The following is a 21036-nucleotide window of genomic DNA, read 5'->3' as shown; positions in this document are numbered from 1 at the left end:
TCGATATTATAGTTCAGCTATGTTGCTTTTTTCCGTGTTATATGGCTGCTTTTTTTTAATTAATGATGATGTCGCAAAAATATTCCAAGTATTAATAATTTTAGGAAGCTTGCCCATTTTCGTTTGTCATAGACGCGTCATTTTTAAAGACCCTATGATAAAAATTTTGGGAGCGGTGATCATCGCTCAGATCCTCAGTTGGCTCTATGCTTCAGCTTATTTATCTGACATCGCGGACGCAAACCCTAAAATTGACCGACTGGCAAAACTATTTAGTTTTTTCTTAATAGCATACTGGCTAAAAGGAAAAATAAGCTCAGTTTGTATGTTGTGGGGAGGGTTAGCTATTGGTTTTATAATTGGTTGCATGTTACATCCAAACTTTACTGCAGAAGTATCTAACGCACTCTCTGGAACTCGAATTGACTTCGGGATGAAAAATGCTCAGTTTACAACTATGCTAGCTGGCTCTTCGCTACTTATTACTTCATTTATTATTTATTTGTATACTACTCGTTTTAGCCCATTTACCTCATTAAGCAAACGTACAAGAACTCTTATTGTATCCATTTGTTCTTTCTCTATCGTAAGTTTGGTGTTTATCGCCGTAGTCTCACAATCTAGACAAGTATGGTTAGCATTAGCTATTACTTCTATATTTGTTCCTATTTATTACGCATTAGTGAACGATGGTGTAAATAAAAAGAAAATATACTTTAGCTATTTGGCATTATGTATTGTCGCTATAGGATTTTCACAACTTGACGTTTTTCAGTTAATTTTACAAAGAGGATTTAGCTCAAATCAAATGCTTCTTACTGGAAATATCAGTGCACTACCCATGGACAGTACAGGCATTCGTATCCACTCTTGGATTGAAGCGATTAAATGGATCAAACAAAGCCCAATCGTAGGAAACGATAACGCAGCGATTGGACAAGTAATTCAACAATCCGACCTATTCTCAGATGAACTAAAATCGAGATTCAGTCATCTACACAGCTATCACATTGAAACCTTAGTTGCATACGGCTTTATAGGTCTTGGGCTTGTTTACTTAATGTATTATTGGATGATTCGCTCTTTGTTTATTCAGAAAAATCATCAGCCAGAAATTACTCCTTTTCTATGGTTCGCACTCGCATTTACTACATATTGGTTCATTGTAAACGGTTTTGAAACTTTCAACAGTCGCAGCATGGGCGTTTATGTCCATAATATTATGTTTGCGGGCTTTTACACTTTCTATTTAACTCACTCGCTAAATAAGCAGGAGAACTAACATGAGGGTGGCGGTCGTTGTTAATTGCTTAAAAATAGGCGGAATGGAACGCGTTGCCGTCAATCTTGCCGACGCTTTTCATGATGCAGGGCATAAGACCGATTTAATTTACCTAAAAAACCGCAAGAAAGAAATTGAACCCAAAAACAACGGTCTTCCAGTACACCTGTTCAACCTAAAAAAGTCAGTGTTTTCTACTGGGCTTGGTGCACTTTGGTTCGGTGTTTGCAAGGTATTGAATCTTGTATTCAGCAAAACCTTTCCGCTTTGGTTTGCATACACTGAATCTATGGCTTTTAAAAAGCAGCTAAGAAAGCTCGAAGCGCAAAACGGGCAACCTTTTGACTTAATTATATTTCGTGGCCAAGGCACCTTTGAGCACCTTTGGCCAATTCAAGACAAACGCTTTGTTTACGTGTGTGAGAACGTACAAAAGAAGCACATGTACGGCCGACTGTCCCGCTGGGTTTTCACCAAGCTTTTCCAAAATAGAAACGTCACCTGCGTATCCCAAGGCGCACTAGGTAGTTTTCAAGATATGGTCGAAACGCACCAAATTACGCCAAAGAAAGCAATTGTGGTCAATAATCCTAATGACTTTATCAACATCCGGCAGCAGGCAGAGTGTATTCAAGAAAAATTGCACGACAAGCCATACATTTTGGGTCTTGGAAGACTGGTTCCTCAAAAAAATTTCTCGCTGTTGGTACAAGCGTATCACTACGCTACGAATACATATAACTTACAGCAAGACTTAGTGATTGTCGGTGCAGGAAACGATAGAGATAACATTGAAGCTGAAGTGAAGCGACTTAACCTCACAGAGCGAGTTCACTTTAAAGGCCAACAAACCAATCCATTTCCATGGTACAAAGCCGCCGATCTTTATGTTCTCAGTTCTAAGCATGAAGGATTAGGCATGGTGCTAATTGAGTCACTAGCTTGCGGAACCCCTGTCGTTAGCACAGATAGCCGAGGTGGTGTTCGCCAAATCATGAATGGTGCATTGGAACCATTTTTAGCAAAAGAAACTCCTGAGTCTTTGGGTGAAGCCATCTATTTTGCTCTCCACCATGAATGGGATACATCATTTAATGACTATGTCCAAGAGACTCTCGATAAGTTTGATGGTAAGAAAATCGTCGAAGCTTATATTGACGAATTCGCGGAGAAACAATGATTCGTGTTCTTTATACAATCCTTCTCTTCTTAGTGTCGCCAATCCTGCTCTTTGGACTTTACAAACGTAAACCTGGTAAACCCTCTTTTGGTCCGAGGTGGAAAGAGCATTTTGGGATAACTCCTAAACTACAAAACCCAACTTCACCTATATGGATTCACGCTGTCTCTGTAGGTGAAGTGATTGCAGTTACCCCTATCATCAAAGCATTAAAGATTCAAAACCCATATCAACCTATTGTGGTAACCACGACCACTAGTACAGGGGCAGAGCAAGTCGAGAAACTCGCAGATTTGGTAGAGCATCGCTACATGCCCATCGACTTTTCTTTCGCTGTTCATGGTTTTTTGAAAAGTGTTAAACCGAATAAAATGCTGATCATGGAAACAGAGTTATGGCCAAATACGCTCCATACCGTTGCTTACCACAACATCCCAATAACCGTCCTTAACGCACGTTTATCTGAGAAATCTTATCGCAACTATCAAAAAGTCCGCCCTCTGTTCGATATACTTGCAAAAAACCTTTCTCATATCTGTTGCCAATATCAAGACGACGCCCATCGTTTTGAAAAGCTTGGCGTAGATGAAGATAAGATTTCAGTAACAGGCTCCATTAAGTTTGATATTTCAATCCCTACAGAAGCTAAGCTTGCAGGGATACAATTACGCAATCAACTAGGTAGTACTCGTGCAGTCTGGATCGCGGCTAGCACTCATAAAGGGGAAGATGAGAAAGTACTCGCTGCGCATAAGGAGATCATTCAACAACGGCCCGATACTCTCCTTATCTTAGTACCTAGACACCCTGAGCGCTTCAACTCAGTCTATGAACTTTGCAAACAAGCAAACTTTAATATTTCTCGCCGAACTCAAGACAACGTCAGTCCACAAAGCCAGATCTACTTGGGTGATACTATGGGAGAAATGCTCACTCTGCTCAGTGCTGCAGATGTCTGCTTTATGGGCGGGAGTTTACTTGGTGATAAAGTAGGCGGACACAATATGCTAGAGCCGATTGCTCTAGGCGTTCCGGTTATCAATGGCCCGAGTTATTTTAATTTTCAAGAAATCAGCGAGCAATTGCTAGCGGAAGACCTCATGACTATATGCAATTCTGAGTTCGAAATGGCTAACAAAGTATTAAATGCCTGGGATAGCAACACTCAAGATATTCAAGAACGAATGGATAAATTTATGCTCCGTCATAGAGGATGTATTGATAAGACCTTAAAACTCATTTGAATATGGCCGGATAAACCGGCCATTTTTCTTTTATTTCCTAAAACGACTAATCTTCTCTAGCGCTTCTTGAACATATTGATAGTTCATCGACTCACCTTTCTTTGGTAGATAGGTACTATCAAGGATCTGAGACTGACCTGCACCATTTACTTCAATAATGGTATCGTCATATAGAATGCCGTAAGCGCTGTAGCTTGATGTCATCACCCAATCACGTTTTACGTTATCACCATACAGATCTTCACCAGTGGAGTAATCTTGGATATCATTCTTCGAGCCCAAGTAGTTCTTCATTAGCGTAGGTGCTAAGTCTTCATGAGAAGTCGTATACGTCACTGCCGCATTAAGCTTCTCTTTGTCCACACCTGGACCAAACATGACAAATGGAACCTGAGTCTGAGCACGCGAGAAGTTCCCGTTGTGTCCCCAGAAGTTCTGCTTGTTGTCATTCATCTCTTGGCTATGGTCACCAGTGATAATAACCAGCGTATTTTCTAGCTCACCCGACTCTTTTAGCCTATCCAGAACACGCTTCGCTTGAGTATCAACGTAGCGAACAGAGGTTTTATAGCGATTAAAGAACTTCTCTTGATCGCTGTTGTTATCCAACTTGAGGTAATCCACACGCGGGATCATTGGCTCGTATTTAGGTTCAAAGTTCTTAGGGAAATCGTAGCCATGAGGTGCATCATAGAATAAGAACGAGAACGTTGGCTTCGACGTATCACGGCTATCAAACCAACTAATCCAATCATCAGTCAAGTGACGGTCTCGCTGTGAAGGCGTTAGTCCCTTCGAGCCAACACGTAAATTTGGCACGTTAGCAAACACGGTTTGATGGAATTCAGGGCTGGTCAATCTCGCGGCCGCAAATAGACCCAATTGGTAATCCAACTCCTGAAGACGATCGACCAATACTGGCGATTGATGGTTGGCGATAAACCCATGCCAATATGTACCAGGCAACCCGTAGAACAAGCCGAAAATCCCCGTTCTTGTCGCATTACCAGTCGCGATATGATCTTGGAAAATAGCGCCGTTTTTCGCGTATTCCCACATGTAAGGGGTATTATCAGCATTAAAGGTGTCTGCACGCCAAGAATCGACAGTAATCAGCATAATGTTGACTGGTTTTACTGGCTCAAATTCAACCGGCTTTAACGGGTAGTTCAAATCACTTTTTGGCGGTACACGCATCGCTTTCTGTTGTGCAATCGCTTCTTTATCTAACCAACCACGTTTTTCCATGAATTTATTAGCTGTCGCAGGATAAAACAGAGGCAAATAGCGCTTCACCATGGTCACTGGCTGATATGCATGAGCTGCTGCCCAAATATGAATGCCGTTAGTCAGTAACAAGGCAACAATCGTAAGGTAGGTGAACTTTCGGCCCAACTTCCACTGGCGAACAGGCGCATCGTTTTCTAACCAGCGAATCAAACACCATTGCCCAACAAGCAACGCAATTACTGAACCAATAACCGTCACCCAAGTAACTAGCGGGAAGCTCACCACCTGGCCAGACATAACGAGTTCTAAAACAACTGCATTGATGTGAAAACGATATTGAGCGTAAACAATGGTATCAATAAAAAGGACCGCAATACCGATAGAAGCCACCAAAGCTTGGATAGTGTTACGACTTGCTTTCGGTAGCAATAACGCAGGCAAACTTACTAAGCCAATAATGCTGGCCAATAAAGTCATTTGACCTAATGTACCAGCAAAAATAAACGTGATACCTAAGGCATCTGAAGGGAACTCAGGAAGAAAAGCAAAATAACGGCAAGCTATCGCAACGGCTACTAGCGCATTGATAAGAATGAACCAGCCGTGGGCATGGAGTCTTTGTTTAAAAGGCATTAGATGTCCCGGTTATAGTGAGTATTGCCACCAAGAGCAGCAAATTAAATCGTTGTATTATAGCCATCCATTAGGTGGCCAAAATCATCTTCGTTCCAATGAATGTTTCGTTTTTTTTGCTCTTTACGAAAAGAACGGAGCAATCTATCTAGATTGCTTTGTTGCCAATCAGTTCCCTGCTGTTGGTAACATTTATCGAAATCAATGATCCAAATTTTTCCGCTGCTATCCAGCAACAAATTATGAATATTTAAGTCAGTATGGTTGACGTGTGCCTTGTGCATCTTCGCAACTTCAGCACCAATAGCCTGATACTTTTTAGGCTGCAGGTCTTTGTGCTGCAATATGCCCACCAAATCTTTGGCGTTGGCAATCTTTTCACTCAACAAGTCTGCTTGATAGGTAAAGCCTTTCTTTATCACTCTTGCAGCGATAGGTTTCGGTACGTTTACCCCAGCATCTGCGAGCTGTGTTAACAGTCGAAACTCGGCATAGCTGCGCGTTTTTTCCCAACCCGAGAACCAATAACTGTCTGACACCAATTTGCCAAACAATCCGCCGCGGTGATAATGACGTAAGGCAGCTTGTAGTACTTGAGTCTGAACAAACCAAGTCGTCCCACGCCCTTGCGCGCTGCCAACCACCGAGTTTTGTTGCTGCCAAAAGTCAACATTAAACACTTGCTCAGGTGGTTCGAGCAATAATTGCTCGTCATACCAAACAATCTGATTTTGGGATTGATAACGTTTGATCATGGTTTACCTGTATCGCGGAGATTGTACCTAAACTAGGCTAAATATTGATGATAAAGGATGTAACTCCATGTAAAGCCGGCTAACGTTAGTGCCACTAATACTGCCGCAGAGCCAATATCTTTTGCACGACCACTCAGCTCGTGTCTTTCTGTCCCAACTCGATCGACGACGGCTTCAATGGCGGAATTGACCAGTTCAATAATCAAGACCAACACAACACTGGCAAGCATTAAGACTGTCTCCACCACAGGTAGAGAAAGCCAAACCAAAGTGATAATGGCAACCAGTAAAAGTGTCATTTCTTGACGAATCGCCGCTTCATGTTTGAATGCAGCTTTGAGGCCTTGAATAGAATATCCTGTGGCGTTAACAATACGCGTCAGCCCTGTTGCTCCAGGCTTACCATTTTGATCTGGGTTCATTACTAACCTTATAAATTTCAATACTGAGGCTATTTTACATTTCTTAGCGTTATCTGCATAATTCTAACCAATTAAAACGCGCGAGCACCTTTTATGCCTCTGTTTACGTCACCTCCCAAGTCCATCTGTTTTTTGCGTTTGTCTGCAATCGGCGATACTTGCCATGCCGTCGCTGCTATCCAAGCGGTACAACGCCACTGGCCAGAGACCAAAATCACATGGATAATTGGAAAAATAGAAGCGCAACTTCTCGATGGCTTAGACAATGTTGAAATAATTGTATTCGACAAAAAATCAGGATTGAAAGGCATGCAAGCGGTTTGGTCTCAACTGAAAGATCGCAGATTCGATGCATTAGTTCACATGCAGTTAGCGCTGAGAGCTAGCTTATTAACACTCGGCATTAAAGCCCAATATAAGATCGGCTTTAATTTCAAACGCGCTAAAGAGGCGCAATGGCTATTCACTAACAAAAAAATTGCCGACACAACCTCTGCACATGTCTTGGACAGTTTTTTTGCCTTTACTGAATATCTTGGTGTCCCTCGTTCAGCACCCACTTGGAACCTGCCCATTTCACAGCAAGATATTGCGGTAGCTAAACAACTATTAGGCGATAAGCCAACGGTTGTCATTAGCCCAGCAGCGAGCAAAGATGAACGAAACTGGTTAACAAAGCGATACGCAGAGATTGCAGATTGGCTGCACGAACAAGGCTATCAAGTGGCGTTGTGTGGCTCCCCAGCAGACAGAGAAGTACGTTTAGGCAGTGATATTACCGATCTCTGCAACAATAAGCCGCTTAATCTGATTGGTAAAACATCCTTGAAACAACTAACCGCTGTACTGAAGCAAGCCGAAGTGGTGATTGCGCCTGATTCAGGACCCGCTCATATAGCAACGACCCAAGGAACCCCTGTCGTTGGCCTGTATGGCCATAGCAATCCAAAACGTACAGGGCCTTATAACAACATTGATTCTGTTGTTAGCGTCTACGAAACTTTCGTTGAACAACAACAAGATAAACCTGCGGCACAACTTCCATGGAGTACCCGAGTAAAGGGAGAACATGTTATGCAGGCAATTACTCTAGACATGGTACAATCTCAGCTCACTCCACTTTTGCACAAAATTAAGTAAGGCAGAACTATGATTACTGGCGTGGTTATTACCCTCAACGAATCAAAAAACATCGTTGAATGTATTCAATCCCTTCAACAAGTATGCTCTGAAGTCGTTGTCGTTGATTCGAATAGTACGGACAACACCCGTGACCTCGCAGAGCAAGCTGGTGCAAAAGTTGTGATTCAGAGCTATCTCGGTGATGGTTTTCAGAAAAATGTCGGTTTAGATTATACAAACAATCACTGGATCTTGAGTATCGATGCCGATGAGCGCTTAACCGATGAGATGGTCACCGCTATCAAACAACTTGATCTAACTAGCACTCAGCATGATGCTTTTGCATTTCGCCGAAGAAACTATATCGGTAGCCGTTGGATAAAACAGTGTGGTTGGTACCCAGACTTTTGTATTCGACTCTATGACAAAACCCAAACTCGCTTTGCAGAAGTAAAGCAGCACGCGGCAGTTCAAGCAAAGAACCCTGAGCGCATCAACGCAGATTTAATTCACTATTCATTTGAAAACCTTGGTCAACTATTTGCTAAACCGGGTCGAGATTTTAGTGGCCGAGCAGCAAAGATCATGTATCAGAAAGGTAAGCGTGTGAATTCAATGAGCCCATTTTTACACGGACTCAACGCCTTCATTAAATCTTATCTTATCAAGAAAGGTTTCTTAGGTGGGGCTGACGGCCTAACCGTTTCAATCAGCGCCGCTCTAAGCAGTTACTTAAAATACGCACGTCTACTTGAGTTCCAACGTGATCCAAAAGTACTTGAAAAAGAAGACTTTAATAAGGTCTGGTAAACACTAAAGCTTCTGATAACACTCAATATAGTTCGTAGCCATACTTTGCGGACTATATTGATGCTTAATCTGACCAATATTCTCCTGCAACCTTTCATACAAAGCTCTATCATTCACCAGATCCACTAAATACGCTTTTGCTTGTTCAGTATTATCAATATCAACTAAATACCCCGTTTGACCGTGCTGAACGATTTCAGGAAGGCCTCCTGATTTAGAGGTCATTACAGGCTTATTATGCTGATAAGCTTCCAGCACGGCAGAACCAAGCCCTTCACTCTTTGATGGCATGATCAAAAGCTGAGTTCGCTCAAGAATTGAAGCGACATAAGGCGTGAAACCAAAAAATGTCACGTTTGAAAGCTCTTTAGCCTGCTCTTTCAAACTCAATTCCTCTTTTCCCTTACCGACAATTAAAAAGTGAACGTGAGGGTGCGAATGCTCTACCTGTTTAGCCAACTCAATCGTAAAAGGGACATTCTTGATATCGAGTAAGCTACCCAATTGTGTGACGACAAATTTATCGTTTAACTCAGCCAAACGTTCATCGACACTCTGGCTACTTGGTAAGTGGGAGTAGCTATCATGGATGACAGAGATATTATTATTGAGCTCATGTAGATTAGCGGCTACTTTCTGACTAACGGCTACCAAAGCACCTGCGCCTCGATAAGTTTGCTCAGATAGTTTTCCCTTTAGTGGCTTATCAACTCTTCGTGAGATTAGATACTTTTTACCAGAGAATAAGGCGAGCAGCCGAGCTAAGTGAGCTCCCCGGCCATCATGAGCATGAATGACGACATTCTTCTTCATTAATACGCAGTAAAAAGCCGACCAAAACGTGGCCACTTTTATGTCCGTTTTGGCTTCCCCTAACTCACGAGCTTTCTGTTCAAACTCACGACCTTTTTTACACACAATCAACTGGTGATAGCCGGATAGCTGCTCAATTAAATTTAAGGTTTGCACCTCACCGCCACCAAAACCAGATGCTAAGTTTATGTGTATAAGGGTTCTATCTGTCATATAATAACCAGTTCATACTCTCTACCAACGCCAGAACTATACAATAAAATGAACACTAACGTTATCTATCCTGGGACCTTTGATCCTATCACCAACGGCCACGTGGATATCATTCAGCGTGCATCTAAGATGTTCCATCAAGTGACGGTGGCTGTCGCTGAAAGCCCAAGAAAGAATACATTGTTTACTTTGGATGAGCGTATCGACATGGTTCGTGAGGTATTCAAAAGCCACCCAAACATTATTGTAAAAGGTTTCTCTGGGTTGCTGGTTGATTTTGCCAAAGCAGAAAATGCCAATATTTTGATTCGTGGTTTACGTACCACCATCGACTTTGAGTATGAACTTGGCTTATCGACCATGTATCAGAAGCTGATGCCAGAAATAGAAAGCTTGTTCCTACCACCGAATGAAAAGTATGCATTTTTGTCCTCGACCATTGTTCGAGAAGTAGCGCTACATGGTGGAGCCGTCGATGATTTTGTTCATCCGTATGTTGCACAAAAACTGCGCAACAAATAGAACAGAAAAATAAAAGGCTACCCTATGGTAGCCTTTACAACAAAATCGCTATTCACCGTTAAAGAAAACTTTCGCTTTGGAGAGTTCTTTTTCTGAATGGTTTCTTGACCAATACACTCCCCCCTCTTTCACCAATTTTGCCGGAATGCCCACTGCAATAGCATCCGCTGGGACACTTTTCGTCAGAGTACTGAAAGCACCAATAATAGAGCCTTTACCTATGGTGACACCTTTAATGATTTTAACGTCTCGACAAAGCCAAACATGTGGCCCAACAAACACACCGGTATTTCGGTTGTTAATTTCATTTCCTTGGTGATCAAAAATTGGGTGGCCATCATATTCTTGAATCAGAATGTTCGCAGACAACATGGCATCATCACCAAGCACCAATTGACCATAAGACTTAATATTGGCGCCAGCACGAATCCCTACATGATCTCCAACAGCAAACACAGAGTCATCCCTCAATAGAGAGAATTTGCTCTTTTTAATCACAGCATCATCACCAATATACAGAGTACTGTTCTTACCTTTTACCAAAACATTCACATTACCATTGAAGTTGTTGCCAATAACAACTCTGTTGCCAGTGGCTTTCTTATCAAACTTAATGACAATTCGAGATCGGTGCTTGGTCTTGCCAATTGAAACTTTATTGCCTTTTGCGCCTTTAATGAACAATACCTGATTACGAAATATGCCCGTCACCATCTTTAAGAAGAGTGTAAATTGACTCATTCCCTTACCAAACGACTCCGGGTATTTAGTGATGTATCTTTTCAACTCACTGGTTTCAATCATTGATGTAATTCCTTCTAAACTTATCCAAACGACGCTTGGTTTGAATATGGGTGACGAGTGACGTAATACGAAAAACATTTTTTAAAAAATCATTCGTAAACCCATAACCATCAATCATGATAATCCGTTGCTGGCCTGCCACTTTCTGAAGCACAAGATTCTGCAAACGCAAATCTGTCACGGACAACCGATTATCCAACACACTCTGAGCAAACTCATCAAACAGCGCGGCAAGCTGAGATTTATCTTCAACTTTCGATAGCGATTGAGACAACTGGCCGTCATCATCACGAATCAGAGGAAAAACGAGCCCCTTTCCCTCAGAGGTCTCTACCCATTCTAAAGGTAATGCATAAGGAGCCAAATTAGGATTCTTTAACCTTTTCGCGTAATCGTATTCACGTTCACTTTCGTCACGTGAACGCTTAACTCGATAACGTACCTTAATACAAAGATTGTGGTCATCCGGATGTTGATAGCAAATTCGTTCCGAGCCTTTACCAATGATCTTCGCACTAGCCAGATCTATACTATTTTGCATCGAGTGCCCTATTTATTGCCTGCGACCTGAGAGCGCAAATAGTAGTTCTGCAATTTGTGATATTCACTTGCCCAGTCAGCCTCAGGGTTTTCCGTAGGGGTCGACTCTGTCATAACACCATCTTCCCAAGAGTAAAGTCGCCTAGGGTTACCATTCTCGTATGCACCCCACTGATTAATACTGCGTACTTTGTTATAACCACGATTGCTCACGCCACCAGTCGACAAAATGTTCTCTCCACCTAAGCTGATATAACTTTGATCAGAGAGACTAAAACTGTACAGTGTTGGGAAAATATCTCTATGAGAGCCAATCCTTTCAGGCTGATACTGGTAGTCAGTCTGCGCTAAGATTTCATCTGGAACATAAAGGTAAAACGGCACTGCGTAACTCACCGCGAATTCATCAAGATTCTTAGTCGAAATAGAGCGAACACGGTGATCCCCTGATGCGGCAATCAAAGTTTTCTTCGCTAGATTTGAGCCTTTGATATCAAGGATAAAATTGCCCAGAGCATCATTCGCGTACTGATACGCTTCAAGCATTTCTGTCTCTTGACCAGCAATACTACCAATCACATCCTTCAAGCGCTCACTCGCCAATGTCGGCTTAGGCTGATAATCACTAGGCGGACGATACGGTGAATGGTTGGTCACTGTCATGATGTAGATGAGTGTCGGTTTGGTTGCTTCATCAAGCAATTTACGAGCAAAATTAAATGTATATTCATCGGCTACTCCCCAGGTATCTGCATGTTCTTTTGCTTCTGGAAAAGCCGCTTTAATGCTGTTTTCATCGTAAACCGCATCAAAGCCTTGAATGGGTAAGTAATTGGCTAAGTTTCGCCACATACTGTTACCACCGTAAATGAACACCACCTCATAACCTGCTCGCTTATAAGGCAAGACAGCAGAACTTGGTAATGCCACTTTTTGAGCACCTGAGTGACTGATGGTTGGAATATCACTATGGAACAACATCATAACGATGCTATCAATGGTCGCCGTTGTACCTGCCATAAAGCGCTCAAAGACAAAGTCTTCCGCAAAAGCATCACGTAAGCTGCCCAATAGATCATTTTGCTGCGCGTCATCTTCAATCAGAACGTTGGTTCCTAGCCCTTCCATTAGTGCCATCACAACATGAGGAGGGTTATCAGCCAAGTATGGATTTTTTTCGGTGTGGTATTCAGGAGTCGGCTGTCCAAGCATTTTCATCATCTGATCTGTTACGGCTTGTTCAGCAATAGGAGCGAATTTGGCCTGCTTCTTATAATCACCGTTAGCCCAACTTAGTGCCATAAAAGCATTTGGGGTAACAATATTAAGCGGCTTATATTGCGAAACATTGGCGTGGTAACGTTTAAGTGGCAGGCTTCCAATAGAACCTCGAGCGACGATCACATACAGCACAATGGCTACAACGACAGAAAGTGTCGTCATAGCCCAATGACGTTTCGGCCAAGACCAATGAAGGCTGCGCCCAAGCAATTTCCGGGTCGTAATAAAGCTCAAACCACCAACAGCAACCGCAGTAAAGAAAGAGCGTAAAATTGGGTAATCTTCCCAAGCATTATCCAGTACTGCTTTGGTGTCATCATCGAATAAACCAAAGACAAAAACATCGATATAACTGCCGTACGTCACGAAATAGTAATAATTGGCGATCGAAAAACCACACAGCAAAAAGAAGATAACAGCGCTATACCACGGAGTTGCAGATTTCCACCAAGTAAAGAAACGCGTTTTTGCCAGTATCAGGCCACTTAAAAATAGAGGGGCAAAGCCAATAAAAGCGATTTTAGCGTCAAATCTGGCCCCAACCCAAAATGCGCGTATCACATCACTACTAAGACCCGTTAAACGTTCAGGCTCAACAGCTAAAGAGAAAAAGATACCTCTAGAAACAGCTAGCAAAGCAATAGCAGCAAAATTAACGAACAGGACAATTCGAATTAAGAGACGGTAGTTATGCTGAAAAGAGACCATAATTTCCCATTTTGACGCGTTATAAAGATTAAGGTTTTGCCTTAAAAACCCACTTATCGCTAAGTAAATAATTACTGATCATACCGATAAGAATACCAAGAACTAAAGCGACATACGCCCAAATGCCCTCACTCCCTAAAAACTCTAACGATAATTTGAAGATGATGAAATTCGGGATCGCCGAAATACATGCCGAAGTCATAAACTTCAACCACTGTTTTCGTTTAGAACCTTGTTGAGAAGTATCTGAGAAGGTTAAGTAGCGATTACCTAACCAAGTTGAAGTGGCGGCGCAGAAAAATGCGATGACACGAGATGACATCAACGGCCACTCGAGTAAATGAAGGCAAAGCGTAAAGATGGAGGTATCGACGATAAAGCCGATGCCTCCAACAAATGCGAACTTAATTAGCTTCATTGCTAACGGTGCTACAACGATACATGGAACGACGAGAGCCCACCGGTTCTAACTGCAATTGACACTCAAGCTTGTCACTGCCTAAGAAGCCTTGCATGTGGCGCTCGCGGCCAATCAAGTAAAACTCATCCGCTTTGATCTCTTCAGGTGTCGTTACTTTGATCGCTTTGCCTGAGCTGTAATATTGCCCAGAGAAAGGACGACTACGTGCATAATAAGTATCCAGTTGTTCTGACTGTGATTCAAAGAACACACGATCACTCTTATTATTTTCCATTCCAGTATTCAACAGAATCAGTGCAATAAGCAGAACAATTGGCAAGATTAGCGATACAACACTGAACCATTTCCAATCCTTCTCGACTACCATGATTGCAGCAATGATACCCAGCGCAGGAATACCAGGAAGTACATAAGCAGGCAGAATGTTACCTGACATAGTAAACATCAGCAGCGGAGAGATTAGCCAGAAAATCGCAAACGAAAATAGGCCTTTATTCGATTGATTAGTTTCTTTGATACGATCACGACGGAACCAAGCTAAAATTGGTAGTGCAATCGACCATGGCGCTGCACTTTGTAACCAGAACAACCAAATCATACCGCGAGGTTCATCATGAGCACTGCCGTAAAGATCACCTTCCCAACCACTCACAACGAATCGCTTGAAGTGCTCACCAACAATAAAGTAATCGATAAAGCCTGGTGTCGCACGCTCTGCTAGGATATACCAAGGTAGAGCGATGACTAGCATCAGAATCAAGCCCTTAACGATAGGAAAACGTTGCCAAAGTTGAACAAAAGCACCGATAAGACCATGTTGCAGCACTAACCATGGGAACACCGCTAGCCCCATAATCACGATCACTACAGGGCCCTTAGCTAATAGACCAATAGCAAGACCAGCAAAGGCAAAGTAACCCCAAGTATCCTTGATGCCACCTTTTTCTTTCTCAAGCCAACAGTAGTAAAAGCCTACCATCGCCATCGCCATACCTAGTGTCAGCGCCATATCCGTCATAACCGCGCCAGCAGCAATCGAGAAAATGCCACAGGTTGCCAGCACTATCGATGCAACCAACCAATTGAAGCCTTCGCGTTTTGCTACATAGCCGATCAAACCGATAACCAATACGCTTGCTAACCAATGCGGCGCACGTAATGAGAATTCGCTCAAGCCAAACAGTTCTACACCTGTTGCACTCATCCAAGTAAATAGTGGCGGTTTACCCCAAAAAGGAACACCGTAATCAAATTGAGGAGTTAACCAGTTACCTGTCTCCACCATAAGACGCGCCATTTCACCATAGCGTGCTTCAGTAGTATCCATTAGAGGGTAAAGACCCAAAGAAATCAGGCGCAATAATAATGCGACAGCCAATAAACCCCAAAGGTGCTTAGCTGTGATCTTAATATTCACTGTTATTTATCCTCAGTTTGATTATTTTGCAGTGATGCTTTTTTTGCTTGTTTTTCGATATTCGATTGCACAATAAACAGTGGACGACGTTTTGTCTCAATGAAGATTCGGCCAATATATTCACCCATAAGGCCAATACACAATAGCTGAATACCACCTAAACCTAACTGTACAACCATCATTGATGGGTAACCCACGACCGGTTCGCCTAAGAAAACCGTTTTGCAGATAATGATAAAACCATAAAGGAAGGCAACAACTGCCATCAAAGCACCCAGCAAGGTCGCTAGACGTAGCGGACGAATCGAGAATGATGAAATACCATCAATCGCCAAACCGACCAATTTTAAGTAGTTCCACTTCGTTTCACCGACTAAGCGAGGGTCTCGTTCAAATTGAAGCGTTGTAGTGTTAAAGCCAGGCCAAGAGAATAACCCCTTCATGTAACGATTACGCTCTGGAAGCTGATTAATATGTTCAACCACGCGGCGGCTTAGTAGGCGGAAGTCACCCACATTTTCAGGAACATCCATTTGCGACACAGAGTTCATCAAGCGATAGAACCATGCCGCTGACTTCTGCTTCATCCAAGTTTCACCGTGACGCTCTTTACGCTGCATGTTGACCACATCGAAGCCTTCGCGCCACTTGTCTAACATTTCAGGCAATAGCTCGGGCGGATCTTGCAAATCGGCATCAAGGATTGTCACCACTTGACCGCGACTGTACTCTAAACCTGCACTCATCGCGGCTTCCTTACCGAAGTTTCGGCTCAGGTTTAAACTCACAATCGTACTATGCTCACTTTCAAAATCAGCAACGATGCTTTGGCTTTTGTCGCTACTGCCATCATCAATGTAGATAACTTCACAATGCCCATCGATCCCTTCTAAAATAGGCATCAATCTGTCATGAAAAGCAGGTAGCACCTCTTCTTCATTAAAATATGGAACAAGCACAGATAGCAGAATATCAGATTCACTCTCTGTTGAAGGTCCACAATGTGGGCAAGTTACCGCAGATGAAAGCTCTGTCATGGAAGGTACCTTATGTACAAAAATCACTTTAGATAAGTCGTCACTAATAACAATGGACGGCTTACCGCGAAAAGGGGCTATATTCTACACTATTAGCTCAAGCGTAGGATAGGCGAAAGTAGATGAACATTGGCTGAACATCATCAAGAACGTAACTAAAGACGACTAGTGAGTCTGCTACATTTTCTGGCAATCAGAACAGAAAAAAGTATTTCTCTGACCAATCTTTAATTCTTCAATTGGACCGCCACACACCAGACAAGGTTCACCTTTTTTTCCATACACTTGTAGCTCTTGAGCAAAGTACCCAGGCTTACCGTCGGCTTGAGAAAAGTCTTTCAAGGTTGTACCACCCTGCTTGATCGCAGTATCCAAAACTAGCTTAATTTCAGCCACTAACAGTGACCACTCTTGCTCAGTTAACTGTCCTGCCGGTTTTGTTGGATGAATACGTGCGCTAAACAATGACTCATTGGCATAGATATTCCCCACCCCAACCACAATCTTGTTGTCCATGATGAACTGTTTCACTGCCACTCGCTTATTGACCGCTTTACTCGCTATATAGTTAGCGCTGAATTCATCGGTAAGCGGCTCGGGCCCCGAATTATTAAGGACCGAATGATCGCCATCTTCTGTCCATAGCCAAGCGCCAAAGCGTCGTGGATCGTTATAACGCAGGACCTTGCCATTTTCGAGTTTCAAGTCAACATGATCATGCTTACTTGGCGCAATCTCTGCGTCGAGTACGCGCAAAGAGCCTGACATACCCAAATGTACAATCGCACTACCCACATCTGTTTCAATTAACAGATACTTAGCACGGCGATGAACACCTCTGATCACTTGACCTTCTATTTGCTTCAGCTCTAGAGGAATATCCCAACGTAGCTTTGGGGTACGAAAAGTCAGTTTCGCGATCTTTTCTCCTACAAGATGAGGCGATATCCCCATTCGACTCACTTCGACTTCTGGTAATTCAGGCATTCGTCTTCCTAATCGGTACTCAATTAAATCATTCTGGCATCAGGTAACGGTTATCGACTGACACGGCTATCCATTTGTCTTGCCAGTTTTTTAACAGTAAAAATTGCGGTGTTTGATAATAAGTGATCCTTTGCGGTTCTTCTTGATCCACATACCAAACTTCTATCGACTTAGGGGCACCAAGCGATGGCTTCAAGCTATCAAAATTTGCTTGTGGAACCTCGGTACCCACTAGATCTTGCCATCGACCAACCAACTCGGCTTCTGCAATATGAGATTCAAGAGTACTCGTCCACTGACCTTGCTGCTTTTCTAACGACCAAGTCGAGAAATGCAAAGCTTGTAGCTCCTTTGACGGGTTCAATAGGTAGGGATAAGCGCTCTCTACAACAGGCTCATCAATTAAGTAGGTTTTAATCAAAGTTGGTAAGTTAAGTAAACCAATAAAGGCAATAATGCCTAGGATCAGGATGTTATTCCAACGACGTCGACGCCTTGGTGAAACGCGCATGATTGATCTCTTCACTGCTATTAACAGTCTCAAAAGTAGCAGAAAAGGGGGATGGAGGCGAGGTGTGTTAAAACTTACATAGCGACAAGATTGGCATCCTGACTCGAGTGCGACTCAAGATTTGGCTAATGCACACGCTGTTTTAGATTCCGGACAATTCGTTCGCTATTCCGGATTGACGACTTTGTTACAGATAATAAAAAACCCAACTATATCGCTATAATTGGGTTTCTAATTCACTCTTCCCGAAGGAAGCTCAAAGAATAATCAATTACTTGATTTTAGCTTCTTTGTACATAACGTGCTGGCGAACTACTGGATCAAACTTTTTGATCTCAAATTTGCCTGGCATGTTACGTTTGTTCTTATCAGTCGTGTAGAAGTGACCAGTACCTGCAGAAGATACTAGACGGATTTTCTCACGTACGCCTTTCTTTGCCATTGTCTATTTCCTCTTAAACGTTTACGCCGTTTGCACGGATATCAACAAGAACAGCATCGATGCCCTTCTTATCGATGATACGCATACCTTTAGCAGATAGACGTAGTTTAACAAAACGTTTTTCGCTCTCTACCCAGAAACGATGAGTTTGTAGGTTCGGCAGAAAACGACGCTTAGTAGCATTTCGTGCGTGTGAACGGTTGTTACCCGTTACTGGACGCTTACCAGTTACTTGGCATACTCGTGACATGAATGTCTTCTCCAAAATCGTTTCAGCTCGATATCAACCTTGGTGGCCGAACCTCTCTACATTCTCAAAAAGAAGAAATGAGGTCTAACTCCGTTATGGAAAACCATACAAGGCTATCAAAGGTCGCGCATTATACTAACTTGATTAGCATTGCTCAAGACCCGAACAGATCCTTTTTGCAGGTTTTCGTGATCTTTTTTTAAACAGAGCTGATTTAAGTTCAAAAAATGTGGGCCGATTGTAGCAGAAATCGCGCAACTCACAACTAATAATGTGATTTAAATCCATCCACGCTCTGCAAAAGAAATAACCTCGCCATCTCCAACCACAAAATGGTCGAGGACTCGGATATCCACCAGCGCCAATGCATCACTAATTCTACGGGTGATTCGTCGGTCCGCCTGGCTAGGCTCCGCAACGCCTGAGGGGTGATTATGGGCTAGAATCAAAGCTGCGGCATTGTGCTCTAAAGAACGCTTTACCACCTCTCTAGGGTAAACAGATGCAGCATCAATCGTTCCTTGAAATAATGGCTCACCAGAGATGACTCTGTGCTGATTATCGAGAAAAAGTACAAAAAACTCTTCTCTATGCTTATCTCGCAGGAGACCAGAAAGGTACAATTTTGTCTGCTCTGGGCTAGTTAAGGCATCTCCTCTTTTTAATGTTTCGGACAAATAGCGCTGTGTAAGCTCTAAAACAGCCTGTAATTGAACATATTTAGCACTACCCAATCCTTTATGGCGACAAAACTCATCTTGAGTTGCGCCAAACAGCTTTCTCAGCGAACCAAAATCTTTTATTAGAAAGTCCGCTAACTCAATCACATTCATCCCTCGAGTGCCCGTGCGGAGAAAAATAGCCAACAATTCCGCATCCGTTAATGCTTGCGGGCCATGAGATATGAGCTTTTCTCTTGGCATAGATTCTTGAGGTAAAGAGTTCATCGCGTGAAACCTTCTATATAAAGAGAGCATAGAGTAATCAATCTTCCTCACTCAGCATGATGCAAAAGCGATCATTGCGAGGGTTATTCACTCCTGCTAAGAACAAAAAGCGTACAGAGTATGAGAGAACGTGAAATCACATAGAGATCAAAACTGGTCACTAAAATGGCGCGACTAGGCACACGATTATGAGCCGTGCTATCTTACCCGCAGCAAAATTAAGGGAGATCCTCATGCAAATATTAGCGGGTAAAAAGATCCTATTGGGAATTAGCGGTGGTATTGCTGCTTATAAATGTGCAGAGCTAACACGTCGTTTAATTGAACGCGGAGCACAAGTACAGGTAGTAATGACTCATGCAGCCAAAGAGTTCATCACTCCGTTAACCATGCAGGCGGTATCGGGTCGCCCTGTCTCTGATAGCCTATTGGATCCTGCTGCGGAGGCTTCGATGGGCCATATCGAATTAGCGAAGTGGGCTGATTTGGTCTTACTTGCGCCAGCCACGGCAGATCTTATCGCTCGTATGTCTGCGGGAATGGGCAACGACTTATTGACGACACTTGTACTTGCAACAGATGCACCTATTGCTGTTTCTCCAGCGATGAACCAACAAATGTACTTAAATATCGCCACTCAAGAGAACATAGCGACGCTTGCTAGACGCGGTATGAGCATTTGGGGTCCAGCAGCAGGTGAACAAGCATGTGGCGACGTTGGCCCGGGCAGAATGTTAGAGCCAATGCAGCTTGTCGCTCATTGTGAAGCCTTCTTTGCTGATAAGACACTTGAAGGCAAATCTGTGGTGATCACCGCAGGTCCGACTCGTGAAGCCATCGACCCCGTTCGTTACATCTCTAACCATAGTTCAGGTAAAATGGGCTTTGCTTTAGCAGAAGCGGCGCAGAAGCTTGGCGCTCAAGTTACGCTCATTGCAGGTCCTGCCTCTCTTGCCACTCCACAAGGTGTCGAACGAATTAACGTTGACAGTGCACAGAACATGCATGCTGTAGCGATGGAACAAGCAGCCAAGCATAATGTCTTTATCGGTTGTGCCGCCGTTGCCGATTATCGACCAGAAGTCATCGCAGAGCAGAAAATCAAAAAGACTGACGACAGCGATCAAATGAGCATCACTATGGTGAAAAACCCAGATATCATCGCATCTGTCGCTTCAATGAAAGAAGCTCGCCCATTCACTGTTGGTTTCGCAGCAGAGACTCAAGACGTTGAGCACTATGCTCGCACTAAGTTGAAGAAAAAGAATCTAGATATGATTTGTGCTAACGATGTCTCGGTAGAAGGGCAAGGCTTTAATAGCAACGACAATGCAATCACCGTATACTGGAAAGAGGGTAAGCAATCACTTACGCTTGCCAGTAAACAGCAGATTGCCCAGCAAATTATGGCGTCAATCGCAGAGAAGCTAGAAGCCTAAGAGCGTCAGCTTCACACCACTATTTT

The 21036-nt window shown here is 43.1% G+C and carries 22 protein-coding genes; 7 read left to right on the top strand and 15 right to left on the bottom strand.

Features of this window, described 5'->3' with window-relative positions; genetic code table 11:
• Positions 1-19 precede the first annotated feature (19 nt).
• The 3 genes from GVO60_RS16730 to waaA are packed head-to-tail and all read left to right on the top strand — an operon-like array spanning position 20 to position 3706.
• A complete protein-coding gene (locus GVO60_RS16730; RefSeq protein WP_159656029.1) occupies positions 20-1282 on the top strand; it encodes an O-antigen ligase family protein in 1263 nt (420 codons plus the stop codon).
• Between the two features lie 43 nt (positions 1283-1325).
• The gene (locus GVO60_RS16725; RefSeq protein WP_159656027.1) at positions 1326-2462 is read left to right on the top strand and encodes a glycosyltransferase; all 1137 of its coding nucleotides are present in this window, start codon (positions 1326-1328) and stop codon (positions 2460-2462) included.
• Positions 2459-3706, top strand: coding sequence for a lipid IV(A) 3-deoxy-D-manno-octulosonic acid transferase (waaA, locus tag GVO60_RS16720; protein WP_159656025.1), 1248 nt, complete (start codon positions 2459-2461; stop codon positions 3704-3706). The genes GVO60_RS16725 and waaA overlap by 4 nt, the downstream gene beginning before the upstream one ends.
• Before the next feature lie 30 nt (positions 3707-3736).
• Here the strand turns inward: waaA and GVO60_RS16715 are convergent, their stop codons facing one another.
• From GVO60_RS16715 to GVO60_RS16705, 3 genes are read right to left on the bottom strand one after another with little or no spacing between them, the layout of a single operon-like run.
• Positions 3737-5569, bottom strand: coding sequence for a DUF3413 domain-containing protein (locus tag GVO60_RS16715; RefSeq protein ID WP_159656023.1), 1833 nt, complete (start codon positions 5567-5569; stop codon positions 3737-3739).
• Positions 5570-5613: 44 nt separating this feature from the next.
• Entirely contained in the window at positions 5614-6324 is a 711-nt protein-coding gene (locus tag GVO60_RS16710) for a 3-deoxy-D-manno-octulosonic acid kinase (protein ID WP_159656021.1), read from the bottom strand.
• Positions 6325-6356: 32 nt separating this feature from the next.
• Positions 6357-6746 (bottom strand): diacylglycerol kinase, encoded by a 390-nt coding sequence (locus GVO60_RS16705; protein WP_159656019.1) that lies wholly within the window; start codon positions 6744-6746, stop codon positions 6357-6359.
• Between the two features lie 93 nt (positions 6747-6839).
• Between GVO60_RS16705 and GVO60_RS16700 the strand changes: the two genes are divergently transcribed.
• Positions 6840-7886 carry a glycosyltransferase family 9 protein gene (locus GVO60_RS16700; RefSeq protein WP_159656017.1) on the top strand — a complete coding sequence of 349 codons (1047 nt, stop codon included), beginning with the start codon at positions 6840-6842 and terminating at the stop codon, positions 7884-7886.
• A gap of 9 nt (positions 7887-7895) precedes the next feature.
• Positions 7896-8678: a glycosyltransferase family 2 protein gene (locus GVO60_RS16695; RefSeq protein ID WP_159656015.1), complete on the top strand. Its 783-nt coding sequence runs from the start codon at positions 7896-7898 to the stop codon at positions 8676-8678.
• Between the two features lie 3 nt (positions 8679-8681).
• Here the strand turns inward: GVO60_RS16695 and GVO60_RS16690 are convergent, their stop codons facing one another.
• Positions 8682-9704 (bottom strand): glycosyltransferase family 4 protein, encoded by a 1023-nt coding sequence (locus tag GVO60_RS16690; protein WP_159656013.1) that lies wholly within the window; start codon positions 9702-9704, stop codon positions 8682-8684.
• Between the two features lie 48 nt (positions 9705-9752).
• Here GVO60_RS16690 and coaD point away from each other — a divergent pair, with 48 nt between their 5' ends.
• Positions 9753-10226 (top strand): pantetheine-phosphate adenylyltransferase, encoded by a 474-nt coding sequence (coaD, locus tag GVO60_RS16685; protein WP_159656011.1) that lies wholly within the window; start codon positions 9753-9755, stop codon positions 10224-10226.
• Between the two features lie 48 nt (positions 10227-10274).
• Here coaD and GVO60_RS16680 read toward each other — a convergent pair whose 3' ends face one another.
• The 11 genes from GVO60_RS16680 to radC form a co-directional block, all read right to left on the bottom strand.
• Positions 10275-11030, bottom strand: coding sequence for an acyltransferase (locus tag GVO60_RS16680; protein ID WP_159656009.1), 756 nt, complete (start codon positions 11028-11030; stop codon positions 10275-10277).
• Positions 11023-11571 carry a YrbL family protein gene (locus GVO60_RS16675; RefSeq protein ID WP_159656007.1) on the bottom strand — a complete coding sequence of 183 codons (549 nt, stop codon included), beginning with the start codon at positions 11569-11571 and terminating at the stop codon, positions 11023-11025. Before GVO60_RS16675 ends, GVO60_RS16680 begins: the two co-directional genes overlap by 8 nt.
• A gap of 8 nt (positions 11572-11579) precedes the next feature.
• A complete protein-coding gene (locus GVO60_RS16670; RefSeq protein ID WP_159656005.1) occupies positions 11580-13559 on the bottom strand; it encodes an LTA synthase family protein in 1980 nt (659 codons plus the stop codon).
• Positions 13560-13587: 28 nt separating this feature from the next.
• Complete coding sequence (locus GVO60_RS16665) at positions 13588-13977, bottom strand: GtrA family protein (protein WP_159656003.1); 390 nt, start codon at positions 13975-13977, stop codon at positions 13588-13590.
• Positions 13964-15391: an ArnT family glycosyltransferase gene (locus tag GVO60_RS16660; RefSeq protein ID WP_371862488.1), complete on the bottom strand. Its 1428-nt coding sequence runs from the start codon at positions 15389-15391 to the stop codon at positions 13964-13966. The genes GVO60_RS16665 and GVO60_RS16660 overlap by 14 nt, the downstream gene beginning before the upstream one ends.
• Positions 15392-15399: 8 nt before the next feature.
• A complete protein-coding gene (locus GVO60_RS16655) occupies positions 15400-16434 on the bottom strand; it encodes a glycosyltransferase family 2 protein (RefSeq protein WP_159655999.1) in 1035 nt (344 codons plus the stop codon).
• A gap of 177 nt (positions 16435-16611) precedes the next feature.
• Positions 16612-17421 (bottom strand): bifunctional DNA-formamidopyrimidine glycosylase/DNA-(apurinic or apyrimidinic site) lyase, encoded by an 810-nt coding sequence (gene mutM / locus GVO60_RS16650; RefSeq protein WP_159655997.1) that lies wholly within the window; start codon positions 17419-17421, stop codon positions 16612-16614.
• A gap of 28 nt (positions 17422-17449) precedes the next feature.
• Entirely contained in the window at positions 17450-17932 is a 483-nt protein-coding gene (locus GVO60_RS16645) for a hypothetical protein (protein WP_159655995.1), read from the bottom strand.
• A gap of 271 nt (positions 17933-18203) precedes the next feature.
• A complete protein-coding gene (gene rpmG, locus GVO60_RS16640; RefSeq protein WP_004410866.1) occupies positions 18204-18374 on the bottom strand; it encodes a 50S ribosomal protein L33 in 171 nt (56 codons plus the stop codon).
• A gap of 13 nt (positions 18375-18387) precedes the next feature.
• Positions 18388-18624 (bottom strand): 50S ribosomal protein L28, encoded by a 237-nt coding sequence (rpmB, locus tag GVO60_RS16635; RefSeq protein ID WP_004743834.1) that lies wholly within the window; start codon positions 18622-18624, stop codon positions 18388-18390.
• A 278-nt stretch (positions 18625-18902) separates the two neighbouring features.
• Complete coding sequence (gene radC / locus GVO60_RS16630; protein ID WP_174244349.1) at positions 18903-19601, bottom strand: RadC family protein; 699 nt, start codon at positions 19599-19601, stop codon at positions 18903-18905.
• Positions 19602-19804: 203 nt separating this feature from the next.
• On the opposite strand from radC, the gene coaBC reads away from it, so the two are divergent.
• Positions 19805-21010, top strand: coding sequence for a bifunctional phosphopantothenoylcysteine decarboxylase/phosphopantothenate--cysteine ligase CoaBC (gene coaBC, locus GVO60_RS16625; RefSeq protein WP_159655991.1), 1206 nt, complete (start codon positions 19805-19807; stop codon positions 21008-21010).
• Positions 21011-21036 lie beyond the last annotated feature (26 nt).

It is taken from the genome of Vibrio atypicus (assembly GCF_009811315.1).
Classification (GTDB): domain Bacteria; phylum Pseudomonadota; class Gammaproteobacteria; order Enterobacterales; family Vibrionaceae; genus Vibrio; species Vibrio atypicus.
Note: the sequence above shows the minus strand (reverse complement) of the source record. Positions and strands in the feature narration are given on the sequence as shown.